Annotated in this window: 14 protein-coding genes; 8 read left to right on the top strand and 6 right to left on the bottom strand. The window is 67.9% G+C overall.

All coding sequences use genetic code 11. The annotated features are described in order from the left end of the window. Window positions 1–118 precede the first annotated feature (118 nt). The 4 genes from ACTRWB_RS32075 to ypfJ form a co-directional block, all read right to left on the bottom strand. A complete protein-coding gene (locus ACTRWB_RS32075; RefSeq protein ID WP_446904227.1) occupies window positions 119–1,459 on the bottom strand; it encodes an aminotransferase class III-fold pyridoxal phosphate-dependent enzyme in 1,341 nt (446 codons plus the stop codon). Between the two features lie 63 nt (window positions 1,460–1,522). Next, on the bottom strand, window positions 1,523–3,025 hold the full coding sequence (locus ACTRWB_RS32070; protein WP_446904226.1) for an aldehyde dehydrogenase family protein: 1,503 nt from the start codon (window positions 3,023–3,025) through the stop codon (window positions 1,523–1,525). A 163-nt stretch (window positions 3,026–3,188) separates the two neighbouring features. Further along, window positions 3,189–3,926 carry a response regulator transcription factor gene (locus tag ACTRWB_RS32065; RefSeq protein WP_446904225.1) on the bottom strand — a complete coding sequence of 246 codons (738 nt, stop codon included), beginning with the start codon at window positions 3,924–3,926 and terminating at the stop codon, window positions 3,189–3,191. Window positions 3,927–4,080: 154 nt separating this feature from the next. Next, window positions 4,081–4,962: a KPN_02809 family neutral zinc metallopeptidase gene (ypfJ, locus tag ACTRWB_RS32060; RefSeq protein ID WP_446904224.1), complete on the bottom strand. Its 882-nt coding sequence runs from the start codon at window positions 4,960–4,962 to the stop codon at window positions 4,081–4,083. 403 nt (window positions 4,963–5,365) lie between these two features. On the opposite strand from ypfJ, the gene ACTRWB_RS32055 reads away from it, so the two are divergent. The 5 genes from ACTRWB_RS32055 (at window position 5,366) to ACTRWB_RS32035 (ending at window position 10,261) form a co-directional block, all read left to right on the top strand. Beyond that, window positions 5,366–6,157: an SDR family NAD(P)-dependent oxidoreductase gene (locus tag ACTRWB_RS32055; protein ID WP_048245673.1), complete on the top strand. Its 792-nt coding sequence runs from the start codon at window positions 5,366–5,368 to the stop codon at window positions 6,155–6,157. A gap of 100 nt (window positions 6,158–6,257) precedes the next feature. After that, window positions 6,258–7,301 carry a LysR family transcriptional regulator gene (locus ACTRWB_RS32050; protein ID WP_446904223.1) on the top strand — a complete coding sequence of 348 codons (1,044 nt, stop codon included), beginning with the start codon at window positions 6,258–6,260 and terminating at the stop codon, window positions 7,299–7,301. A gap of 101 nt (window positions 7,302–7,402) precedes the next feature. Beyond that, a complete protein-coding gene (locus ACTRWB_RS32045; protein ID WP_446904222.1) occupies window positions 7,403–8,089 on the top strand; it encodes a hypothetical protein in 687 nt (228 codons plus the stop codon). Window positions 8,090–8,189: 100 nt separating this feature from the next. Continuing rightward, on the top strand, window positions 8,190–9,509 hold the full coding sequence (locus tag ACTRWB_RS32040; RefSeq protein WP_193100151.1) for an MFS transporter: 1,320 nt from the start codon (window positions 8,190–8,192) through the stop codon (window positions 9,507–9,509). A gap of 50 nt (window positions 9,510–9,559) precedes the next feature. Further along, window positions 9,560–10,261, top strand: coding sequence for a DUF2848 domain-containing protein (locus tag ACTRWB_RS32035; RefSeq protein WP_446904221.1), 702 nt, complete (start codon window positions 9,560–9,562; stop codon window positions 10,259–10,261). A 350-nt stretch (window positions 10,262–10,611) separates the two neighbouring features. Here the strand turns inward: ACTRWB_RS32035 and ACTRWB_RS32030 are convergent, their stop codons facing one another. Continuing rightward, a complete protein-coding gene (locus tag ACTRWB_RS32030; protein ID WP_446904220.1) occupies window positions 10,612–11,592 on the bottom strand; it encodes an NAD-dependent epimerase/dehydratase family protein in 981 nt (326 codons plus the stop codon). A gap of 98 nt (window positions 11,593–11,690) precedes the next feature. Here ACTRWB_RS32030 and ACTRWB_RS32025 point away from each other — a divergent pair, with 98 nt between their 5' ends. After that, the gene (locus ACTRWB_RS32025) at window positions 11,691–12,590 is read left to right on the top strand and encodes a LysR family transcriptional regulator (RefSeq protein ID WP_446904219.1); all 900 of its coding nucleotides are present in this window, start codon (window positions 11,691–11,693) and stop codon (window positions 12,588–12,590) included. A gap of 285 nt (window positions 12,591–12,875) precedes the next feature. Here the strand turns inward: ACTRWB_RS32025 and ACTRWB_RS32020 are convergent, their stop codons facing one another. Then, window positions 12,876–13,610, bottom strand: a complete 735-nt coding sequence (locus ACTRWB_RS32020; RefSeq protein ID WP_446904218.1) for a FadR/GntR family transcriptional regulator — start codon at window positions 13,608–13,610, stop codon at window positions 12,876–12,878. A 199-nt stretch (window positions 13,611–13,809) separates the two neighbouring features. On the opposite strand from ACTRWB_RS32020, the gene ACTRWB_RS32015 reads away from it, so the two are divergent. Together ACTRWB_RS32015 and ACTRWB_RS32010 are read left to right on the top strand one after the other, a co-directional pair. Then, window positions 13,810–14,964 carry a mandelate racemase family protein gene (locus ACTRWB_RS32015; protein ID WP_129515335.1) on the top strand — a complete coding sequence of 385 codons (1,155 nt, stop codon included), beginning with the start codon at window positions 13,810–13,812 and terminating at the stop codon, window positions 14,962–14,964. Window positions 14,965–15,170: 206 nt separating this feature from the next. Then, on the top strand, window positions 15,171–16,361 hold the full coding sequence (locus tag ACTRWB_RS32010) for a porin (protein WP_446904217.1): 1,191 nt from the start codon (window positions 15,171–15,173) through the stop codon (window positions 16,359–16,361). Window positions 16,362–16,378: the final 17 nt, after the last annotated feature.

Raw genomic sequence — 16,378 nt, 5'->3', positions numbered from 1 at the left:
GCGATCCGATGTCGAAAAAATACGCAGGCAAAATAATCCGGTCATAGCGCAAATCGGCAAACCCGCGACGGCGGGGCCACGCCGCCCGCCACAGGCCTGCCGTCACGCGGTCGCGTCGTCAGGCGAACGGCACGGCCTCGAAGCCCGCCGCGAGCGCATCGACGATCCGGTCGAGCTGCTCGCGCTGGATCACGAGCGGCGGCGACAGGATGATCTTCGTGCCGACCGGGCGCACCATCACGCCGTTCTCGCGCGCGACTTCCGCGACCGCATTCGCATAACCGGACAGCGGGTCGATCGGCTCGCGCGTCGTCTTGTTCGCGACGAGGTCGAGCGCGAGCATCAGCCCCTTGCCGCGCACCTCGCCGACCGCCGCGAAGCGTTCCACGAACGGTTGCAGCGCTTCGAGCAGATACGCGCCCTGCTTCGCCGCATTCGCCGGCAGGTCTTCCTTCACGACGATGTCGAGGCTCGCGATCGCGGCCGCGCACGCGACCGGGTGGCCCGCATACGTGTAGCCGTGCATGATCGCGCCGCCGAAGTCCGCATTCTCGGCGAACGCGTCCTCGATCCGCGCGTTCACGACCGTCGCGCCGAGCGGCACGTAGCCCGACGAGATCCCCTTCGCGAGACACATGATGTCGGGGCGCACGCCCCAGCCGCGGCTGCCGAATAGGCTGCCGCTACGGCCGAAGCCCGTCACGACTTCGTCAGCGATCAGCAGCACGCCGTAGCGGTCGCACACCTCGCGTACCAGCGGCCAGTAGTTGGCCGGCGGCACGATCACGCCACCCGCGCCCTGGATCGGTTCCGCGATGAACGCGGCAACCGTATCGGGGCTCTGGAACAGGATCTCGCGCTCGAGCATTTCCGCGCAGATCCGGCCGAGTTCCTCCGGATCCTGCGTGAACGGGTTGCGGTACAGCCACGGCGTCTCGACGTGGAAGCAGCCGGGCAGGTTCGGCTCGTAGTTGCGGCGGAACACCGTGTTGCCGTTCACCGACGCACCGCCGAAGTGCGTGCCGTGATAACCCTGCTTCAGCGAGATGAACTTCGTTCGATCGGCCTGGCCGCGCACCTTCCAGTACTGGCGCGCGATCTTCAGTGCGGTCTCGATCGAATCGGAGCCGCCCGAGCTGTACAGCACGCGGCGCATCCCTTCCGGTTCGAGCATGTCGATCACCTTCTTCGACAGCTCTTCCGCACGCGGATGCGAAATGCCGTCGAACAGCTGGAAGTATTCGAGCTCGTCGAGCTGGCGCACGATCGCGTCCTTCACTTCCTGGCGGTTGTGGCCGACGTTCACGTTCCACAGGCCCGCGACGCCGTCGACGAGCTTGCGGCCCTCTTCGTCGAACACGTAGCAGCCGTCGCCGCGCACGATGCGGATCGGCTTGCGCTGCTTCATCTCGTTCGGGTGCACCATCGGATGCCAGAATTTCGCTTCGTTGTAGCTCATTGCAGTCTCCACTGTCGGATCGTTTGAACGTGGGTCGTTCGGGTTCGAGGTTCGCGCCGCGCGTCAGTGCGCGATGCAGACGGATTTGGTTTCGGTGAAGCCTTCGATCGCGTACTGGCCGAATTCGCGGCCGATGCCCGATTGCTTGTAGCCGCCGAACGGCATCGACGGGTCGAGCGGGATATGGCAGTTCACCCACACGGTGCCGGCCTCGATCTGCGGCACCAGGTTCATCACGCGCTTCAGGTCGTTGCTCCAGATGCTCGCGGCGAGACCGTACGGCGACGCGTTCGCGAGGCGCACCGCGTCGGCCGCATCGTCGAACGGCACGACGACGATCACCGGGCCGAACACCTCGTCGCGCACGATCGCGCTGTCCGGGTGCGGATCGGCGATCACGGCCGGTTTCACGAAATAGCCGGGCAGGTCGTCGGCCGGCGTGCCGCCCGCGAGAAACGTGAGGCCCGCGCGACGCGCGCCTTCGATGTGTTGGATGACCTTGTCGCGATGGTGCGCGGACACGAGCGGGTTGATCTGCGCGGTCGTGTCGAGGCCCGCGCCGAGCTTCATCGACTGTGCGACGCCCGCGAGGCCGTCCGCGAGCTGCGCGTACTTGCTGCGGTGCACATAGATGCGCGACGCGGCCGCGCACACCTGCCCCTGGTTGAAGAACGCGCTGGCGGCGACGCCGTCGAGCGCCTGCGCGACGTCGATGTCGTCGAGCATCACGATCGGGTTCTTGCCGCCGAGTTCCAGCGAGAAGCGCGTCATGTTCTGCACGGCCGCCGCGCCGACCAGCTTGCCGGTCGCGGTCGACCCCGTGAACGAGATCTTCGCGATCGACGGGTGGCTCGCGAGCGCGGCGCCGCACGTGCGGCCGCCGGTGACGACGTTGAACACGCCGGGCGGCACGCCGGCTTCTCGTGCGAGCTCGGCGAGGCGCAGTGCGGTGAGCGGCGTTTCCGGCGACGGCTTCAGCACGATCGTGCAGCCGGCCGCGAGCGCGGGGATCAGCTTCCACACCGCGATCATCAGCGGGAAATTCCACGGCACGATCGCGGCGACCACGCCGACAGGCTCCTTGCGCGTATAGGCCGTATAACGTGCGCCGGGCGGGAACGGGATCGACACGTCGAGCGTCTGGCCGGTGATCTTGGTCGCCCAGCCGGCCATGTAGCGCACGTATTCGACGCTCGCGCCGACCTCGATCGCACGCGACACGTGGATCGACTTGCCCTGGTTCAGCGTTTCGAGCTGCGCGAGCGTTTCGGCGTCGGCTTCGATCAGGTCGGCGAGTTTCAGCAGGATGCGTTCGCGGTCGGCCGGGCGCAGCCCGCTCCACACGCGGGCGTCGAACGCGCGCTTCGCGCTGTCGACCGCGCGATCGACGTCGTGCTCGTCGGCGTCCGCGACCGTCGCAAGCCGCTCGCCCGTCGCGGGGTCGTACACGTCGAGTCGCGCGGCCGCGTGTGCGGGCTGCATGTCACCGTCGATGAAGAGGCCGAAATCGCGCGCAACGAAGGTGCGCACGGTGTCGCTGACGGCGACGAAGTTCGTGTTGCTCATGGGCGTCTCGATGATTGTCGTGGCTAGGCCGCGTGTGCGTGGGCACGCGGGCGTCGTTCCACTGTATCGACGAGGGATCACGCTCGGTGAGCGCAAATTGGCAGCGCGTGGGGGGATGGCGGCAGTCGCAAACAACGGACCGCGTCATCGGAAACGGACGGTGTTACAGGAACAACGCCCCGACCAGCTCGGTGCGGTTCGACACGCCGAGCTTGCGGTACATGCGCATCAGGTGCGTCTTGATCGTCGGTTGGCCAAGCGCGAGATCGCGCGCGATCTCCTTGTTCGAGCGGCCGTCGCGCACGAGGCGCGCGATCTGCTCCTCGCGGTAGGTCAGCCGCTCTTCGCAACCGATCCGGTGGATTCCGCGGCGCGCGCGCAGCAGCGGGCTCAGCGCGGCTTCGGCGACCGGCTGCAACCGCGCGAGCGCGTCGATCTCGCCGGGTGCGAACCGCCCTGCCGTGCTGTTGCCGGCCGCGCCGCCTGCTTCGCCCGTGCCGAAGCGCAGCAGCGAGAATGCGCCGACCGTTCGGCCCGCGTCGCGCAGCCAGATCTCGACGACGTCGGCCACATCGTGCCGCCGCAGGAAGCGGGTCCAGTACGCGGACGCCTCGCGTCTTTCGTCAGGCAATTGAGACGCGAGCGTGACGACCGCGCACTCGCCCGCCGCGCAGCGCGACGGATGCAGCGGATCGAGCATCCGGTAGCGCGCGACATAGGTGCGATGCATCGATTCCGGCATCCCGAACAGCTCGAAATCGGCCGGTTCGCCGCTCTGGTCGAGCCGGTAGAACACGATCGCGGACGGGCTCGCGAACGCGTCGAACGCGTCCACGCACGCACGCAACGCGCTTTGCCAGTCGGCGGCGCCCTGGTCGGCGGGAACGGAGGGGGTCGGCATGGTGGAATCGGCTGGCGGGCGAACGCATCGAAGTTCGGGCCAGCCTACCGGCGCCGAAAAGCGCCGGTGAGCACAAATCGGCAAATCGTCCCGGTGTGGCCGGTGTGCCGGGTCGGCCGGAACGACGCGGGCGCAGCGATGCGCGCCCGCTCTGTCAGCGCGCGTTCGCGGCGAACGTGTCGCAGGCGCTGATCTCGCCCGACTCCATCCCGCGCCGCAGCCAGTACACGCGCTGGTCGCTGGTGCCGTGCGTGAAGCTTTCCGGCACGACGTAGCCCTGCCCTTGCTGCTGCAGGCGATCGTCGCCGATCGCGGCCGCCGCCTTCAGCCCCTGCTCGAAATCGCCGGGTTCCATCAGCCGCTGGTTTGCGCGCTGCGCGTTGTTCGCCCACACGCCGGCGAAGCAGTCGGCCTGCAGCTCCATCCGCACCGACAGCGCGTTCGAGTGCGCCTGGCTCGAACGCCGGCGCGCGGCGTCGACCTTGTCGGAAATGCCGAGCAGGTTCTGCACGTGATGGCCAACCTCGTGCGCGATCACGTAAGCCTGCGCGAAATCGCCGCCGGCGCCGAAACGCTTGCGCAGTTCGTCGTAGAAACCGAGATCGATATACACCTTGCGGTCGGCCGGACAATAGAACGGCCCCATCGCCGTCTGGCCCGTGCCGCAAGCGGTCGGCGTCGAGTTCGTGAACATCACGAGCTTCGGCGGCGCGTACTGCGCATGCAGCTGGGTGTTGAACACGCCCGTCCACGTACGCTCGATATTGCCGAGCACCTTGCGCGTGAACACCGAGCCCGGATCGTTCGCAGGCGCGCCCTGGCGCTGCGTCGGCGCGGGCTGCGCCTGCTGCTGGTGGCCCTGCAGCGCCGAGGCGCCTTGGAGCACCACGCGCGGGTCGATCCCGAAGAAATACGATGCGGCCAGCGCGACCACGATCGTGCCGATGCCGATCGTCGCGCCGCGCCCGCCGCCGAAACCGCCGGCACCGCGGCGATCCTCTACGTTCATGCTTTCTCTTTCGTCGTCCAGCCTCATGACCGGCCCTCCCTGTTCTTGTCGATGGTCCGATCGCGCCAGCGCGCAACCGGGCGATCCACCGTGGCCACACGATCCACCGGCAGACATGATGTCTGCGCATCGGCCGCACGCTTGCGCCGATCTCGCCGGCCTGCCGCTCCGCTCGCACGACGGAATCGGCCGACCAACGTGCCGCGCGTCGATGCGCGGGCACGCCCGCGCTATTTTGCCGGGCTTTCGTGACTTATCCCAAAAATGTGGAGGATAGAGCGATTCGGTGCCGGACATCGTCAGCCTTTGCAAAATGGGCCGCGACCGTTCCGGCCGCCCGGACGCCGTCCGCGTTCATCCTTTCGGCTGATAGCGGCACTTGCCGGCGCCGCCTAAAGTGACCGGCAACGCCACCTTTCCGGAGAACGACATGACGCACCCGCAACCCCGCACGATCGCGATCACCGGCGCGGGCACCGGCATCGGCGCCGCGTGCGCGCGCCGCTTCGCCAGCCGCGGCGACCGCGTCGTGCTGATCGGGCGCCGCCAGGCGCCGCTCGACGCGCTGGCCGCCGAAACGGGCGGCCTCGCGCTCGCCGGCGACGCCGCGAGCACGGCCGACTGGGCCGGCTTCCTGCCTCGGATCGCCGAGCGCTTCGGCCGCGTCGACGCGCTCGTCGCGTGCGCGGGCGGTCACGGCGTCGGCCGCGCGGACGAAACCGACGACGCACAGTGGCGCAACGCGATGCATGCGAACCTCGACACCGCGTTCGTCAGCGCGCGCGCATGCCTGCCCGACCTGATCGCGCAGCGCGGCAGCATCGTGCTGGTCGCGTCGATCGCCGCGCTCGCGGCCGGGCCCGGTGTCTGCGGCTACACGGTCGGCAAGCACGCGCTGCTCGGGCTCGCGCGGTCGCTCGCGCGCGACTACGGGCCGCACGGCGTGCGGGCGAACGCCGTCTGCCCGGGCTGGGTCCGCACGCCGATGGCCGACGCGGAAATGGAACCGCTGATGGCCGCGCACGGCGACACGCTCGACGGCGCGTATGCACGCGTCAGCGCCGACGTGCCGCTGCGGCGCGCGGCCGATCCGGACGAAATCGCGGCCGTCTGCGCGTTCCTCGCGTCGCCCGACGCGTCGTTCGTCACCGGCGCGACGCTCGTCGCCGATGGCGGCGCGATGGTCGTCGACGTGCCGACGCTCGCGTTCGACACGCTTTGATGCCGCTGGAACGCGCGGCCCACGCCTTCGCTGCCGCCGAAATCCATTAACATCGACCCGATCCGCCGCTTGCGCGGCACCGCCTCACATTCGGGACGCGATGAACATCCGGTTTCTTGAAACCTTCGTCTGGCTCGCGAAGCTGGAAAACTTCCGGCTCACGGCCGAAAAACTGCACACGACGCAGGCCGCCGTGTCGAGCCGCATCGCGTCGCTCGAGGAAGCGTTCGACGTGCGCCTGTTCGACCGCAACACGCGCTCGGCCACGCTCACGCCGGCAGGCCGGCGCATGCTGGCCTACGCGGAGCGGATCGTGCGGCTCGACGGCGAAATGCGCCGCGATATCGATGCCGCGAGCGACGCGGGCCTGATCCGGATCGGCGTGATCGAGTCGATCGTGCACAGCTGGTTTCCGGCGCTGATGGCGCAACTGCGCGAACGCTATCCGCGTCTCGACGTCGAGATCACGAGCGACACGACGCTGCACCTGATCCGCCTGCTCAGCACCGACGGCGTCGACCTGATCCTGCAGACCGACCCGGTGCCGGGCCCCGACTTCACGAACCTGCCGCTGTGCGAATTCCCGGTGCACTGGGCGGCGAGCCCGCGCCTCGGGCTCGGCGGCCAGCCGCTCGACGTCGCACGCCTGGCTGAATATCCAATCATCAGCTTCTCGCGCCACTCGGGGCCGCACGCGACGATCGAGCGGCTGTTCGCGGCCGTCGAGCGGCCGGCCAGCATCAACTGCATCACGTCGGTCGCCGCGATGATCCGCCTCGTCGCCGACGGCTTCGGCGTGGCCGCGCTGCCGCCCGCGATCATTGGGCGCGAACTGCACGAAGGTGCGCTCGAACTGCTCGACGTCGAGCCCGAATTCCCCGCGCTGCCGCTCGTCGCGACCTACCGTTCGCAGGGCCTGCCCGTCGCCGCGCGCATCGCCGAACTCGCGAGCGAAGTCGCGCGCGCGACGTCGGCCACCGCGAACCTAGTGAAACCGGCCGCACCTGCCAGGCCCGATACCATCGACGCATCGCCCGCCCGTACGGCGGCAAAAACAACGACGAAAGCGAAAGCGAAGCGCACGACGAAAGCCGCGCCGCCCGCCGCCGCCCCTGCCGCGAAACGCCGCCCGCGCCGCTCATAAGAAAACCTGTTCACCGCGAATTTGTTTTCTTGTTGGACGGGCGCGGCCCGTCTTCGGGAAACTGCGGTTCCTGACACACCCCCGTCACGAGGAACCCCGCGATGACCCGCCTTTCCCTTCCGCACGGCCAGCTTTGCGTCTGGACGGATATCGACCCCGCGCACGAAGCCGACTTCAACGCGTGGTACGACCGCGAGCACATGCAGGAACGTGTCGCGATTCCCGGCTTCACGCACGCCCGGCGCTTTCGTGCGACCGATCGCGGCCCGCGCAAGTACCTCGCGCTGTACGTGACGAACGCACTCGACGTGTTCCGTAGCGACGCGTACCGGCGCGCGTTCACGCAGCAGACCGCGTGGTCGCTCGCGAACTTCGAACGCATGACGGGCACGCAACGACGCGTCGGTGAACTGACGATCGAAGCCGGCGACGGCGAAGGCGCGCATCTCGCGTTGTTCGTGCTGCCGCCGGATCGCATCGACGTGCCGCAGCTGCGCGAACGCTTCGACGCTGCGCTGCGCGAGCCGGGCATCCACGCCGCGCGCCTCTTCTGCACCGCACCCGAGCTGTCCGCGCCGATTGGCGCCGATGCGGCCGCCCGCCCGGCCGCCGATGCGCTCGTGCTGATCGAAGGCAGCGACGCGGCCACGACGCGCCGTGTGGCCGCCGCGCTCGCCGGACACGACGACGTGCGCACCTTCGACCTGCTGTGGCGCGCCGCCGCGCCACTGCCGGTGGCGCACCGCAGCAGCGAAACCGAGCCGGCCGCCGCCGCACTGCCTGCCTGAACCCGCGAACGAACGAACGCGATCGCCGACATCGGCCGCGCCGCATTCGCCATGCGGCCGACACGTCGGCCCCGCGCTTCATCCCGCCATCCGTCACGACATGCCCGAACCCATGAGCACTCTCGCCCAGCCCGCCGCCCACGCGCCCCGCCGCGTCCGCAACAGCCGACTCGCGACCGCGAGCATGATCGGCACGTCGCTCGAGTGGTACGACTTCACGATCTACAACACGCTCGCCGCGCTCGTCTTCAACCATCTGTTCTTCCCGTCGGTCGATCCGCTGGCCGGCACGATCCTCGCGTTCTCGACCTATGCGGTCGGCTACGTGTCGCGCCCGCTCGGCGGCTTCGTGTTCGGCAATCTCGGCGACCGCATCGGCCGCCGCGCGGTGCTGATGCTCACGCTCGTGCTGATGGGCGTGACGACCGCGCTGATGGGCGCGCTGCCGACCTATGCGCAGGCCGGCATCCTGAGCCCGATCCTGCTCGTCGCGCTGCGCTTCGTGCAGGGCGTCGCGCTCGGCGGCGAATGGGCCGGTGCGGTGCTGCTGTCGGTCGAGCACGGCGACCAGAAACGGCGCGGGCTGTCCGCGTCATGGACGCAGATCGGCCCGTCGTTCGGCACGCTGCTCGGCACCGGCTGCATCGCGCTCGTGACGCTGTCGACCACGTCCGAGAACTTCCTGTCGTGGGGCTGGCGCGTGCCGTTCGCGGCCAGCGCGCTGCTCGTCGTGTTCGGCTTCTGGCTGCGGCGCGGCGTCGACGAAACGCCGCAGTTCGAGCAGCTCGCCGAATCGCACGCAACCGCCGAAGTACCCGTCGCCGACGTGCTGAAGTTCCACTGGCGACGCCTGCTGATCGCGGGCGGCTCGCGGATCGGCTCGGACGTGCTGTACGCGCTGATCGTCGTGTTCACGCTGACCTACGTGACGACCGTGCTGCACCTGTCGCGCCCCGTCGCGCTGACGGCCGTGATGATCGGCACGGCCTGCAACGCGCTCGCGGTGCCGTTCTTCGGTGCGCTGTCGGACCGTTTCGGCCGCCGCCCCGTGTATCTCGCCGGCGCGATCGCCGGCATCGTCTGGGCGTTCGCGTTCTTCGCGCTGCTCGATTCGGCGCGGCCCGTCGCGATCGTCGCGGCCGTCGCGATCGGCCTCGTGATCCACGCGGTGATGTACGGCCCGCAGGGTGCGTTCGTCACCGAGCAGTTTCCGACGCGGGTGCGTTATGCGGGGTCGTCGCTGGCCTATACGCTCGCCGGCATCGTCGGCGGCGGCTTCGCACCGCTCGTGATCGCCACGCTGTTCCGGCAGACGGGCTCGACGACGGCCGTGTCGCTGTACGTCACCGCCGCGCTCGTCGTCACGTCGATCGCGCTCCTCGTCGCACGCGAGACCGCGCACCAGCCGCTCGCGGATTGAGCGAGCGCCGCATTCCAGCTCATGCCTTTGCACTTCAAACGGATACCCGCATGCAAGCCCTGTCGTTCAATGTGATTTCCCTGCAAGGCGCGCCGGCCGCCGTCGATGTCGAGATCGAGCGTGTCGTGATCGCCGGCTGGGCCGGCCGCGATCCGGAAGCGATCCGTGCGCATATCGACGAACTCGCGGCACTCGGCGTCGCGCCGCCGTCGACCACGCCGTGCTTCTATCGCGTATCGGCCGCGCTGCTCACGCAGGCGCCGTCGATCGGCGTGCTCGGCGCACGCTCGGGCGGCGAGATCGAATGCGTGCTGGTCGACAGCCCGGTCGGCACGCTGGTCACGGTCGGCTCCGATCATACGGATCGCGAAGTCGAGGCGTACGGTGTGGCCGTGTCGAAGCAGGTGTGCGCGAAGCCGCTCGGGCGCGATGCGTGGCTTTACGCGGACGTCGCGACTCACTGGGATCGAATCGAGATGCGCTCGTGGCTGATTTCGCGCGACGGCGAACGGAAGGCATACCAGCACGGCGCGGTCAGCGGCCTGCTGGCGCCGGAAGCGCTGTGGCAGCGCTTCGACGACCGTCGCACGATACCCGCGCGCTGCGCGATGTACGGCGGCACCGTCGCCGTGCATGGCGCAATCGCGGCGATGGGCGACGGTGCTGCGTTCGAGATGGAACTGCACGATCCGGTGCTCGGGCGCAGCCTGCGGCACCGGTATGCGGTCGAGGTGTTACCGGTTGTGGCGTGACGGACAGCGGGAAACCGCACGGGACGCGGGCGCGGCGGCTTGCAGTCGTCGCGCCTGTTCCTACCTGTACGACTCAAAGCAGTGGTAGTCCGGGAAGTTGAACTGCGAGTTGTCGCAGTACAGCACACCTGCCAGGTTGGTACATCCACTCAATGTGAACATGATTGCGCCCGCAACCGACATTTTCCATCCGGAATACCCCATCGCTCCCCCGTTTTCGCCTTATCGGCGCTGACCGACATGATGCGCATCGGACACGCGTGGGTATGTGGAGAATTGTCGTCCCGGAGTTCTTCAATTCGCGATGACGCTTTCCCGTGCCCGGGCGTAGCCGTGGCACGGGCCCTGGCTCACTTCAGACACCCCAGCCCCGCCAGCGTCGCCTCCACCGCCGTATCGAGCGGCGTCAACGGCTCACGGCCGAGCACCGCGGTCACGCGTGCGTTGTCCATCCGGAGCGGCTCGCGCCACAGGTAGCGCATCTCCAGCATCTCGCGCAGCGTCGTGACGAACGGCGCCGCGGCCCACACGACCCACCACGGGAATTTGCGCACGGCCGGCCGCATCCCGTGCCGCTGCGCGACGCGACTGATGGCTGCGGCCATCTGCGTGCCGTCCGCATCCCAATGCCCGCCGAGATGGAAGCGCGCAAACGGCTCCAGCGTGTCGCGCCGCTCGATCAGCTCGACCATCGTGCGCGCCACGTCCGGCAGGTATGCCCACTGATGGCCAACACCCGGCCGCCCCGGCACGCTGATGGTCGACACGGGCCGCCCCGCCTTGATCAACCCCTGCGCGAACCAGTTGTTACCGGCCCGCACCCCGAAGAAGTCACCCGCACGCACGATGATCGTCCGGACGCCCTGCGCGGTCGCTTCCTGCAGCCGCCGCTCCAGCTCGACGCGGATCGCGCCCTTGCGGGTCGTCGGATGCTGCGGCGCGTCTTCGTGCAGCACCGGAAACGCGTCGGCGCCGTAGTTGTAGACCGTGCCGGGCAGCACGACGGTCGCCTGCGCCACCGTCGCCGCCGCGATCGTGTTGTCGATCATCGGCAGCACCTGAGTCGGCCAGTTCCGGTAGCCGGGCGGGTTCACCGCGTGCACGATCACGCTGCAGCCGCGCGCAGCCCGCACGACCGCCTCGCGGTCCAGCGCGTCGCCGCGCATCCACGTGATGCCATCGCGCTCCACCACCTCGGCGTCGAGCCCGCGCTTGAGCGCGCGCACCTGCCAGCCGGCATCGCGCAGCTGCCGCGCGACTTCCCCGCCAATCCCGCCGCTCGCGCCGAGCACGAGTGCCTGTCGTTGCGTCCCGCCTGCGTTCGTCGTCATAACCGCGCTCCTTGAATGAATCGTCGTGAGATGCATTCTGGCGTGCGGCCGACTAATAAGGAATTGCTTAACCACGCAGATCAGCTATACATTTATGTATGACCATCGATCTGAACTGGGAGCGTTACCGCACCTTCCTCGCGGTGCTGACGGAAGGCTCGCTGTCTGCTGCGGCTCGCGCGCTCGGCATCACGCAGCCGACGGCCGGCCGCCACGTCGCCGCGCTCGAAGCCGCGTTCGGCCAGACGCTGTTCACGCGCTCGCCGTCGGGCCTGCTGCCGACCGAAGCGGCCCTCGCGCTGCGCGGCCATGCGGAGGCGCTGCGCAGCGCGGCAGCCGCGTTCGAGCGCGCAGCCGCGAGCCACGGTGCCGGCGTGCGCGGCATCGTGCGGATCTCGGCCAGCGACGTGATCGCCGTCGAGGTGCTGCCGCCGCTGCTCGCGCAGTTGCGGCGCGACCATCCGGGGCTCGTCATCGAGCTGGTGCCGACCGACCGCATCCAGGACGTGCTGAACCGCGAGGCCGACATCGCGGTCCGGATGGCGCCGCCCGCGCAGGACGCGCTCGTCGCGCGGCGCGTCGGCGACATCGAAGTCGGGCTGTTTGCGCGCGACGACTACGTGGCGCGCAACGGTACGCCCGCGACGATCGACGAACTCGCGCATCACGCGCTGATCGGCTTCGATACGGTCACGCCGTTCATCCGCTCGGCGGGGCGCGGCATGCCGCTGTGGAAACGCGACGCGTTCGCGCTGCGCACCGACAGCAACCTCGCGCAGCTCGCGATGATCCGCGCCGGCTACGGGATCGGCTTCTGTCAGACGGGGCTCGCGAAACGCGACGCGCGGCTGGTGCGCGTGCTGCCGGACGGGCCCTCGATGAAGCTGGAAACCTGGGTCGTGATGCACGAGGACCTGCGGACCAGCCCGCGCTGTCGGGCCGTGTTCGATGCGCTGGCGGACGGGCTGCGCGCTTATGTTGAGGGTGAAACGGAATGAGCAGCGCTGCCGGCGTGCGCCGATGCGCGATCGGCTTGGCCGTGCCCCCCGGCGAAGACAACGTGCAGGTCCGGCGGAGCAGGCCGGCGCGCAAGTTTCACTGACAACGATGCGTTCGTCGACGTACCCGCGCCCAGGCCGAATCGGTGCGCTCGCCGGCCTGACATGTGTGTTGCCGCATGCGTCGTGCCGCGCTCACCGAACTGATGCGTGGATGACCGCAGCATTGCTCAACGATTGCCCCATCGCGTGACGAAGTCGTGCGCGAGCCGTGCGCTCATTGCATCAGCGCTCCGAACCCGATTCTCCACGCGCTTTGGACGCCAGTAGCCGCGCCCGGCTGTTGGACAAATGAATCTGCATCGCCGCGCGCGCGGCGCCGACATCGCCGCGCCGGATGGCCTCGAAAATGTTCGCGTGTTCACCGCTCACCCGCATCGCGTAATTCGCCGGATCGAGACGGGGGCGCGGCGCGAACGCAGGATCGAGCTGCGACAGCACGTCGACAAAAAACGGGTTCCCCGTTGCGCGGGCAATCTCGATGTGAAACCGGAAATCGTACGACGCTGCATCGTCGCCGGCTTGCGCATGCCGGTCGAGCTCTTCGAGCGCCTGTCCGATTGCATCCAGGTCCTGGCGCGTTGCACGCTGCGCTGCAAGCCCCGCACTCTCCGTTTCGATACACATGCGCAACTCGAGGATCGACAGCACATCGCGACGGGTCTGGGTCGCCACCGGCGGCAATTCAACGACCGGCGGCTGGACCGCATCGTCCAGCACGTAGCTGCCGATGCCCTGACGCGTTTCTACCAGCCCGGACATCCGAAGCCGCTGGATCGCTTCGCGAACGACCGCCCGACTCACTTCCTGCGTGCGCATGAGTTCCGATTCGGTCGGCAACAGGTCACCGGGCTTGAGCGCGCCAGTGCGAATCTGCTCGCAGAGCAGATCGAAGACGCCTTCGGCGCGACGGCGTGACCGCCGCGCAACCGGCATAGCGTTCATGGCGTGATCGGTCATGATATATTATCGGTCATCTGATGACTGACAGTAGATAATAGCTGCAGTATAGCGCTGCAGAATGCGTCGCGAGAATCATTTGCCCTCCGGTCGCCATCGATTGCGGCCCGCGCCACCCCGGCGCCGCAGTCCGCACCTTCGCGAACGCACGCCCGGCGCACCAGCCACCCTCCCCCCACCTTGCCATGGAAACGCTCACATGAAGATCGAACGCATCATCCGTACTGTCTTTACCTTTCCGACGCGCCGTGCCGTCGACAGCGGCGGCCACTCGCATCCAGGCGACGAACGGCAGGCGACGATGGCCCTGCTGACCGTCGAGACCGACGACGGGCTTGCCGGTCATGCATTCGGCGCGCCCGACGTGCTCCGGGAAACGCTCGTCGAACACCACATCAGCCCGGTGCTCGTCGGGTGCCACCCGTTCCACCGCGAACGCATCTGGCAGGATCTCGCTCATCGTCAACGCGGCAGCGCCGGGCAACTGACCGACCGGGCGCTCGCGATCGTGGACCAGGCGCTGTGGGATCTCGCCGGCCGGGCGCTGTCGACGCCGGTGTACCAGCTCATCGGCGGATACCGCGACAAGGTACCGGCCTATGGCAGCACGATGTGCGGCGATGAACTGTCCGGCGGTCTCGCCACGCCCGACGACTACGCACGCTTTGCGGAGCAGCTCGTCGCGCGCGGCTATCGTGCGATCAAGCTACACACATGGATGCCGCCCATCGCATTCGCGCCGGATCCGCAGATGGACATCCGCGCGTGCGCCGCGGTGCGCGAGGCGGTCGGCCCCGATATCGCGCTGATGCTCGACGGTTATCACTGGTACTCCCGCTCCGATGCGCTGCGCATCGGCCGCGCGCTCGAGAAGCTTGATTTCACGTGGTTCGAGGAAATGATGGACGAGCAAAGCATGGACTCGTATCGCTGGCTCGCGCAGCAGCTCGACATTCCGATCGTCGGCCCCGAATCGATGGCCGGCAAGCATTACACGCGGGCGGACTGGATCGCGGCGGGCGCATGCGACATCCTGCGGGCCGGCGTCGCGGGTGTCGGCGGCATCACGCCGACGCTGAAGGCGGTCCATCTGGCCGAATCGTTCGGGATGAACTGCGAGATTCACGGCAACGGTGCGGCCAATCTCGCGGTAACCGCCTCGACCGCGAACTGCCGATGGTACGAGCGGGGCCTGCTGCATCCGTTCCTCGACTACGACACGCCGCCGGCCTATCTTCGCAGCCTCCCCGACCCGATGGATGCTGACGGTCACGTCCACCTGTCGCAGGCACCCGGCCTCGGCGAAGACATCGACTTCGACTACATCGCCGCGCACACCGTCGAACGCGGCTGATCCGCAACCCCTTTTCGAATCCTTCCTGCCGCAGCGAGGGTTTACCTCCGCTTGATGGTTTTGTCGTGGCGCTGATATTGTTCGTCGTCAGTTGTACGATGACCAATAAATAAGAGCCATCCCCATCGATGGCCATCGCCTCTCGCAAGGTATGTACGCAAGCGTTGGCCGGGAACGCTTGCGCCACTTTCAGGATTGGATTCGGAATGTCGACGAAAAAACATGCACGTGCCCTCGCAACGACCTGCGTGGGCTTTGTCGCGGTGGCGAGCTGTTCCGGCTCGCTGCGCGCGCAAACCACCCCTGTGGATTTCTCCGGCTGGACAGACAAGGCCTACCAGGCGCCGCTCAGCGATGGCGTCCAGCTGTACGGTCGCTTCATCAACTCGATCGATTACGTAACGGGCGGCGGCAACCCGCCGAGCGAACGGATGGCCAACTACGGATCGGCGTGGGGTTTCCGCGGCACGGAGACGCTGACCTCCGACCTGAAAGCCGTATTCCAGGTCGAAAGCGCGTTCAGCACGAACGACGGCACCGGCACGTTCGGCGCGCGCGAAACCTTCATCGGCTTGTCCAGCAAGACGTACGGCACGCTGCGGATGGGGCGCTTCCAGGCGCCGTACGACCGCCACGGCATCTTCGGCGACGCACTCGCCGAAACCCAGGGCCTCGGCATCACGACCGTCCTGTGGTCGAACTGCGGCATCGCGATGAAAGGCACCGCCGGCTATACGAAGGCGCAGGGTTGTTTCGACATCAAGTATCCGGATTCGATTCGCTACGACTCGCCGAATTTCGGTCCGTTCTTCGGCGCGGTCCAGTACTACGCTTACAACCAGGACATCAACAACCAGGGCCTGGGCGGTGCACACGTATGGTCGGGCTCGATCAACTATGTGAGCGGGCGCCTGCAGGCAGCGATCGGCTACGAGGGCGACTACGGCGTGCTCGGGCCGGGACAGGACAATTACGCGGCCGAAATCACCGCCGGATACCAGGTGACTCGGAACATCTACTTCGGCGGCATCGTGCAGCAGCTCAACTACGAAGTGGATGCGCAAAAGCACAACATCCGGCAGAACATGCTCGGCCTTGTCGCACGCTATACGCCGGGCCCGTGGGGCTTCGAATTCAACTACGGGATCGCGGGCAGCGGTTACGGCAGCGCACCGGTCGGTTCCGCAGTCGGCTCGGTCAAGAAGGGCCCAGGCACCGGCGCGCAACACTTCGTGCTGACGGCCCGCTACAACTTCTCGAAACGGACTGCACTGTACGGCCAGCTCGTCGAGGTCAAGAACGCGGCGAACGGAATCTACAGCATCAAGCCAGCCGGCGCGCGGCAACCCGGCGAATCCGAGCATGGCGTATCGCTCGGGATCATTCACTACTTCTGATCCCGCTCACGGCACGT

The organism is Burkholderia sp. YIM B11467 (assembly GCF_052952715.1).
This window is presented reverse-complemented; position numbering and strand designations above follow the sequence as displayed.

Coding starts and splice junctions, on each gene's coding strand:
- ACTRWB_RS32075 (WP_446904227.1), bottom strand. CDS start 1,459: ATGAGCTACAACGAAGCGAAATTCTGGCATCCGATGGTGCACCCGAAC.
- ACTRWB_RS32070 (WP_446904226.1), bottom strand. CDS start 3,025: ATGAGCAACACGAACTTCGTCGCCGTCAGCGACACCGTGCGCACCTTC.
- ACTRWB_RS32065 (WP_446904225.1), bottom strand. CDS start 3,926: ATGCCGACCCCCTCCGTTCCCGCCGACCAGGGCGCCGCCGACTGGCAA.
- ypfJ (WP_446904224.1), bottom strand. CDS start 4,962: ATGAGGCTGGACGACGAAAGAGAAAGCATGAACGTAGAGGATCGCCGC.
- ACTRWB_RS32055 (WP_048245673.1), top strand. CDS start 5,366: ATGACGCACCCGCAACCCCGCACGATCGCGATCACCGGCGCGGGCACC.
- ACTRWB_RS32050 (WP_446904223.1), top strand. CDS start 6,258: ATGAACATCCGGTTTCTTGAAACCTTCGTCTGGCTCGCGAAGCTGGAA.
- ACTRWB_RS32045 (WP_446904222.1), top strand. CDS start 7,403: ATGACCCGCCTTTCCCTTCCGCACGGCCAGCTTTGCGTCTGGACGGAT.
- ACTRWB_RS32040 (WP_193100151.1), top strand. CDS start 8,190: ATGCCCGAACCCATGAGCACTCTCGCCCAGCCCGCCGCCCACGCGCCC.
- ACTRWB_RS32035 (WP_446904221.1), top strand. CDS start 9,560: ATGCAAGCCCTGTCGTTCAATGTGATTTCCCTGCAAGGCGCGCCGGCC.
- ACTRWB_RS32030 (WP_446904220.1), bottom strand. CDS start 11,592: ATGACGACGAACGCAGGCGGGACGCAACGACAGGCACTCGTGCTCGGC.
- ACTRWB_RS32025 (WP_446904219.1), top strand. CDS start 11,691: ATGACCATCGATCTGAACTGGGAGCGTTACCGCACCTTCCTCGCGGTG.
- ACTRWB_RS32020 (WP_446904218.1), bottom strand. CDS start 13,610: ATGACCGATCACGCCATGAACGCTATGCCGGTTGCGCGGCGGTCACGC.
- ACTRWB_RS32015 (WP_129515335.1), top strand. CDS start 13,810: ATGAAGATCGAACGCATCATCCGTACTGTCTTTACCTTTCCGACGCGC.
- ACTRWB_RS32010 (WP_446904217.1), top strand. CDS start 15,171: ATGTCGACGAAAAAACATGCACGTGCCCTCGCAACGACCTGCGTGGGC.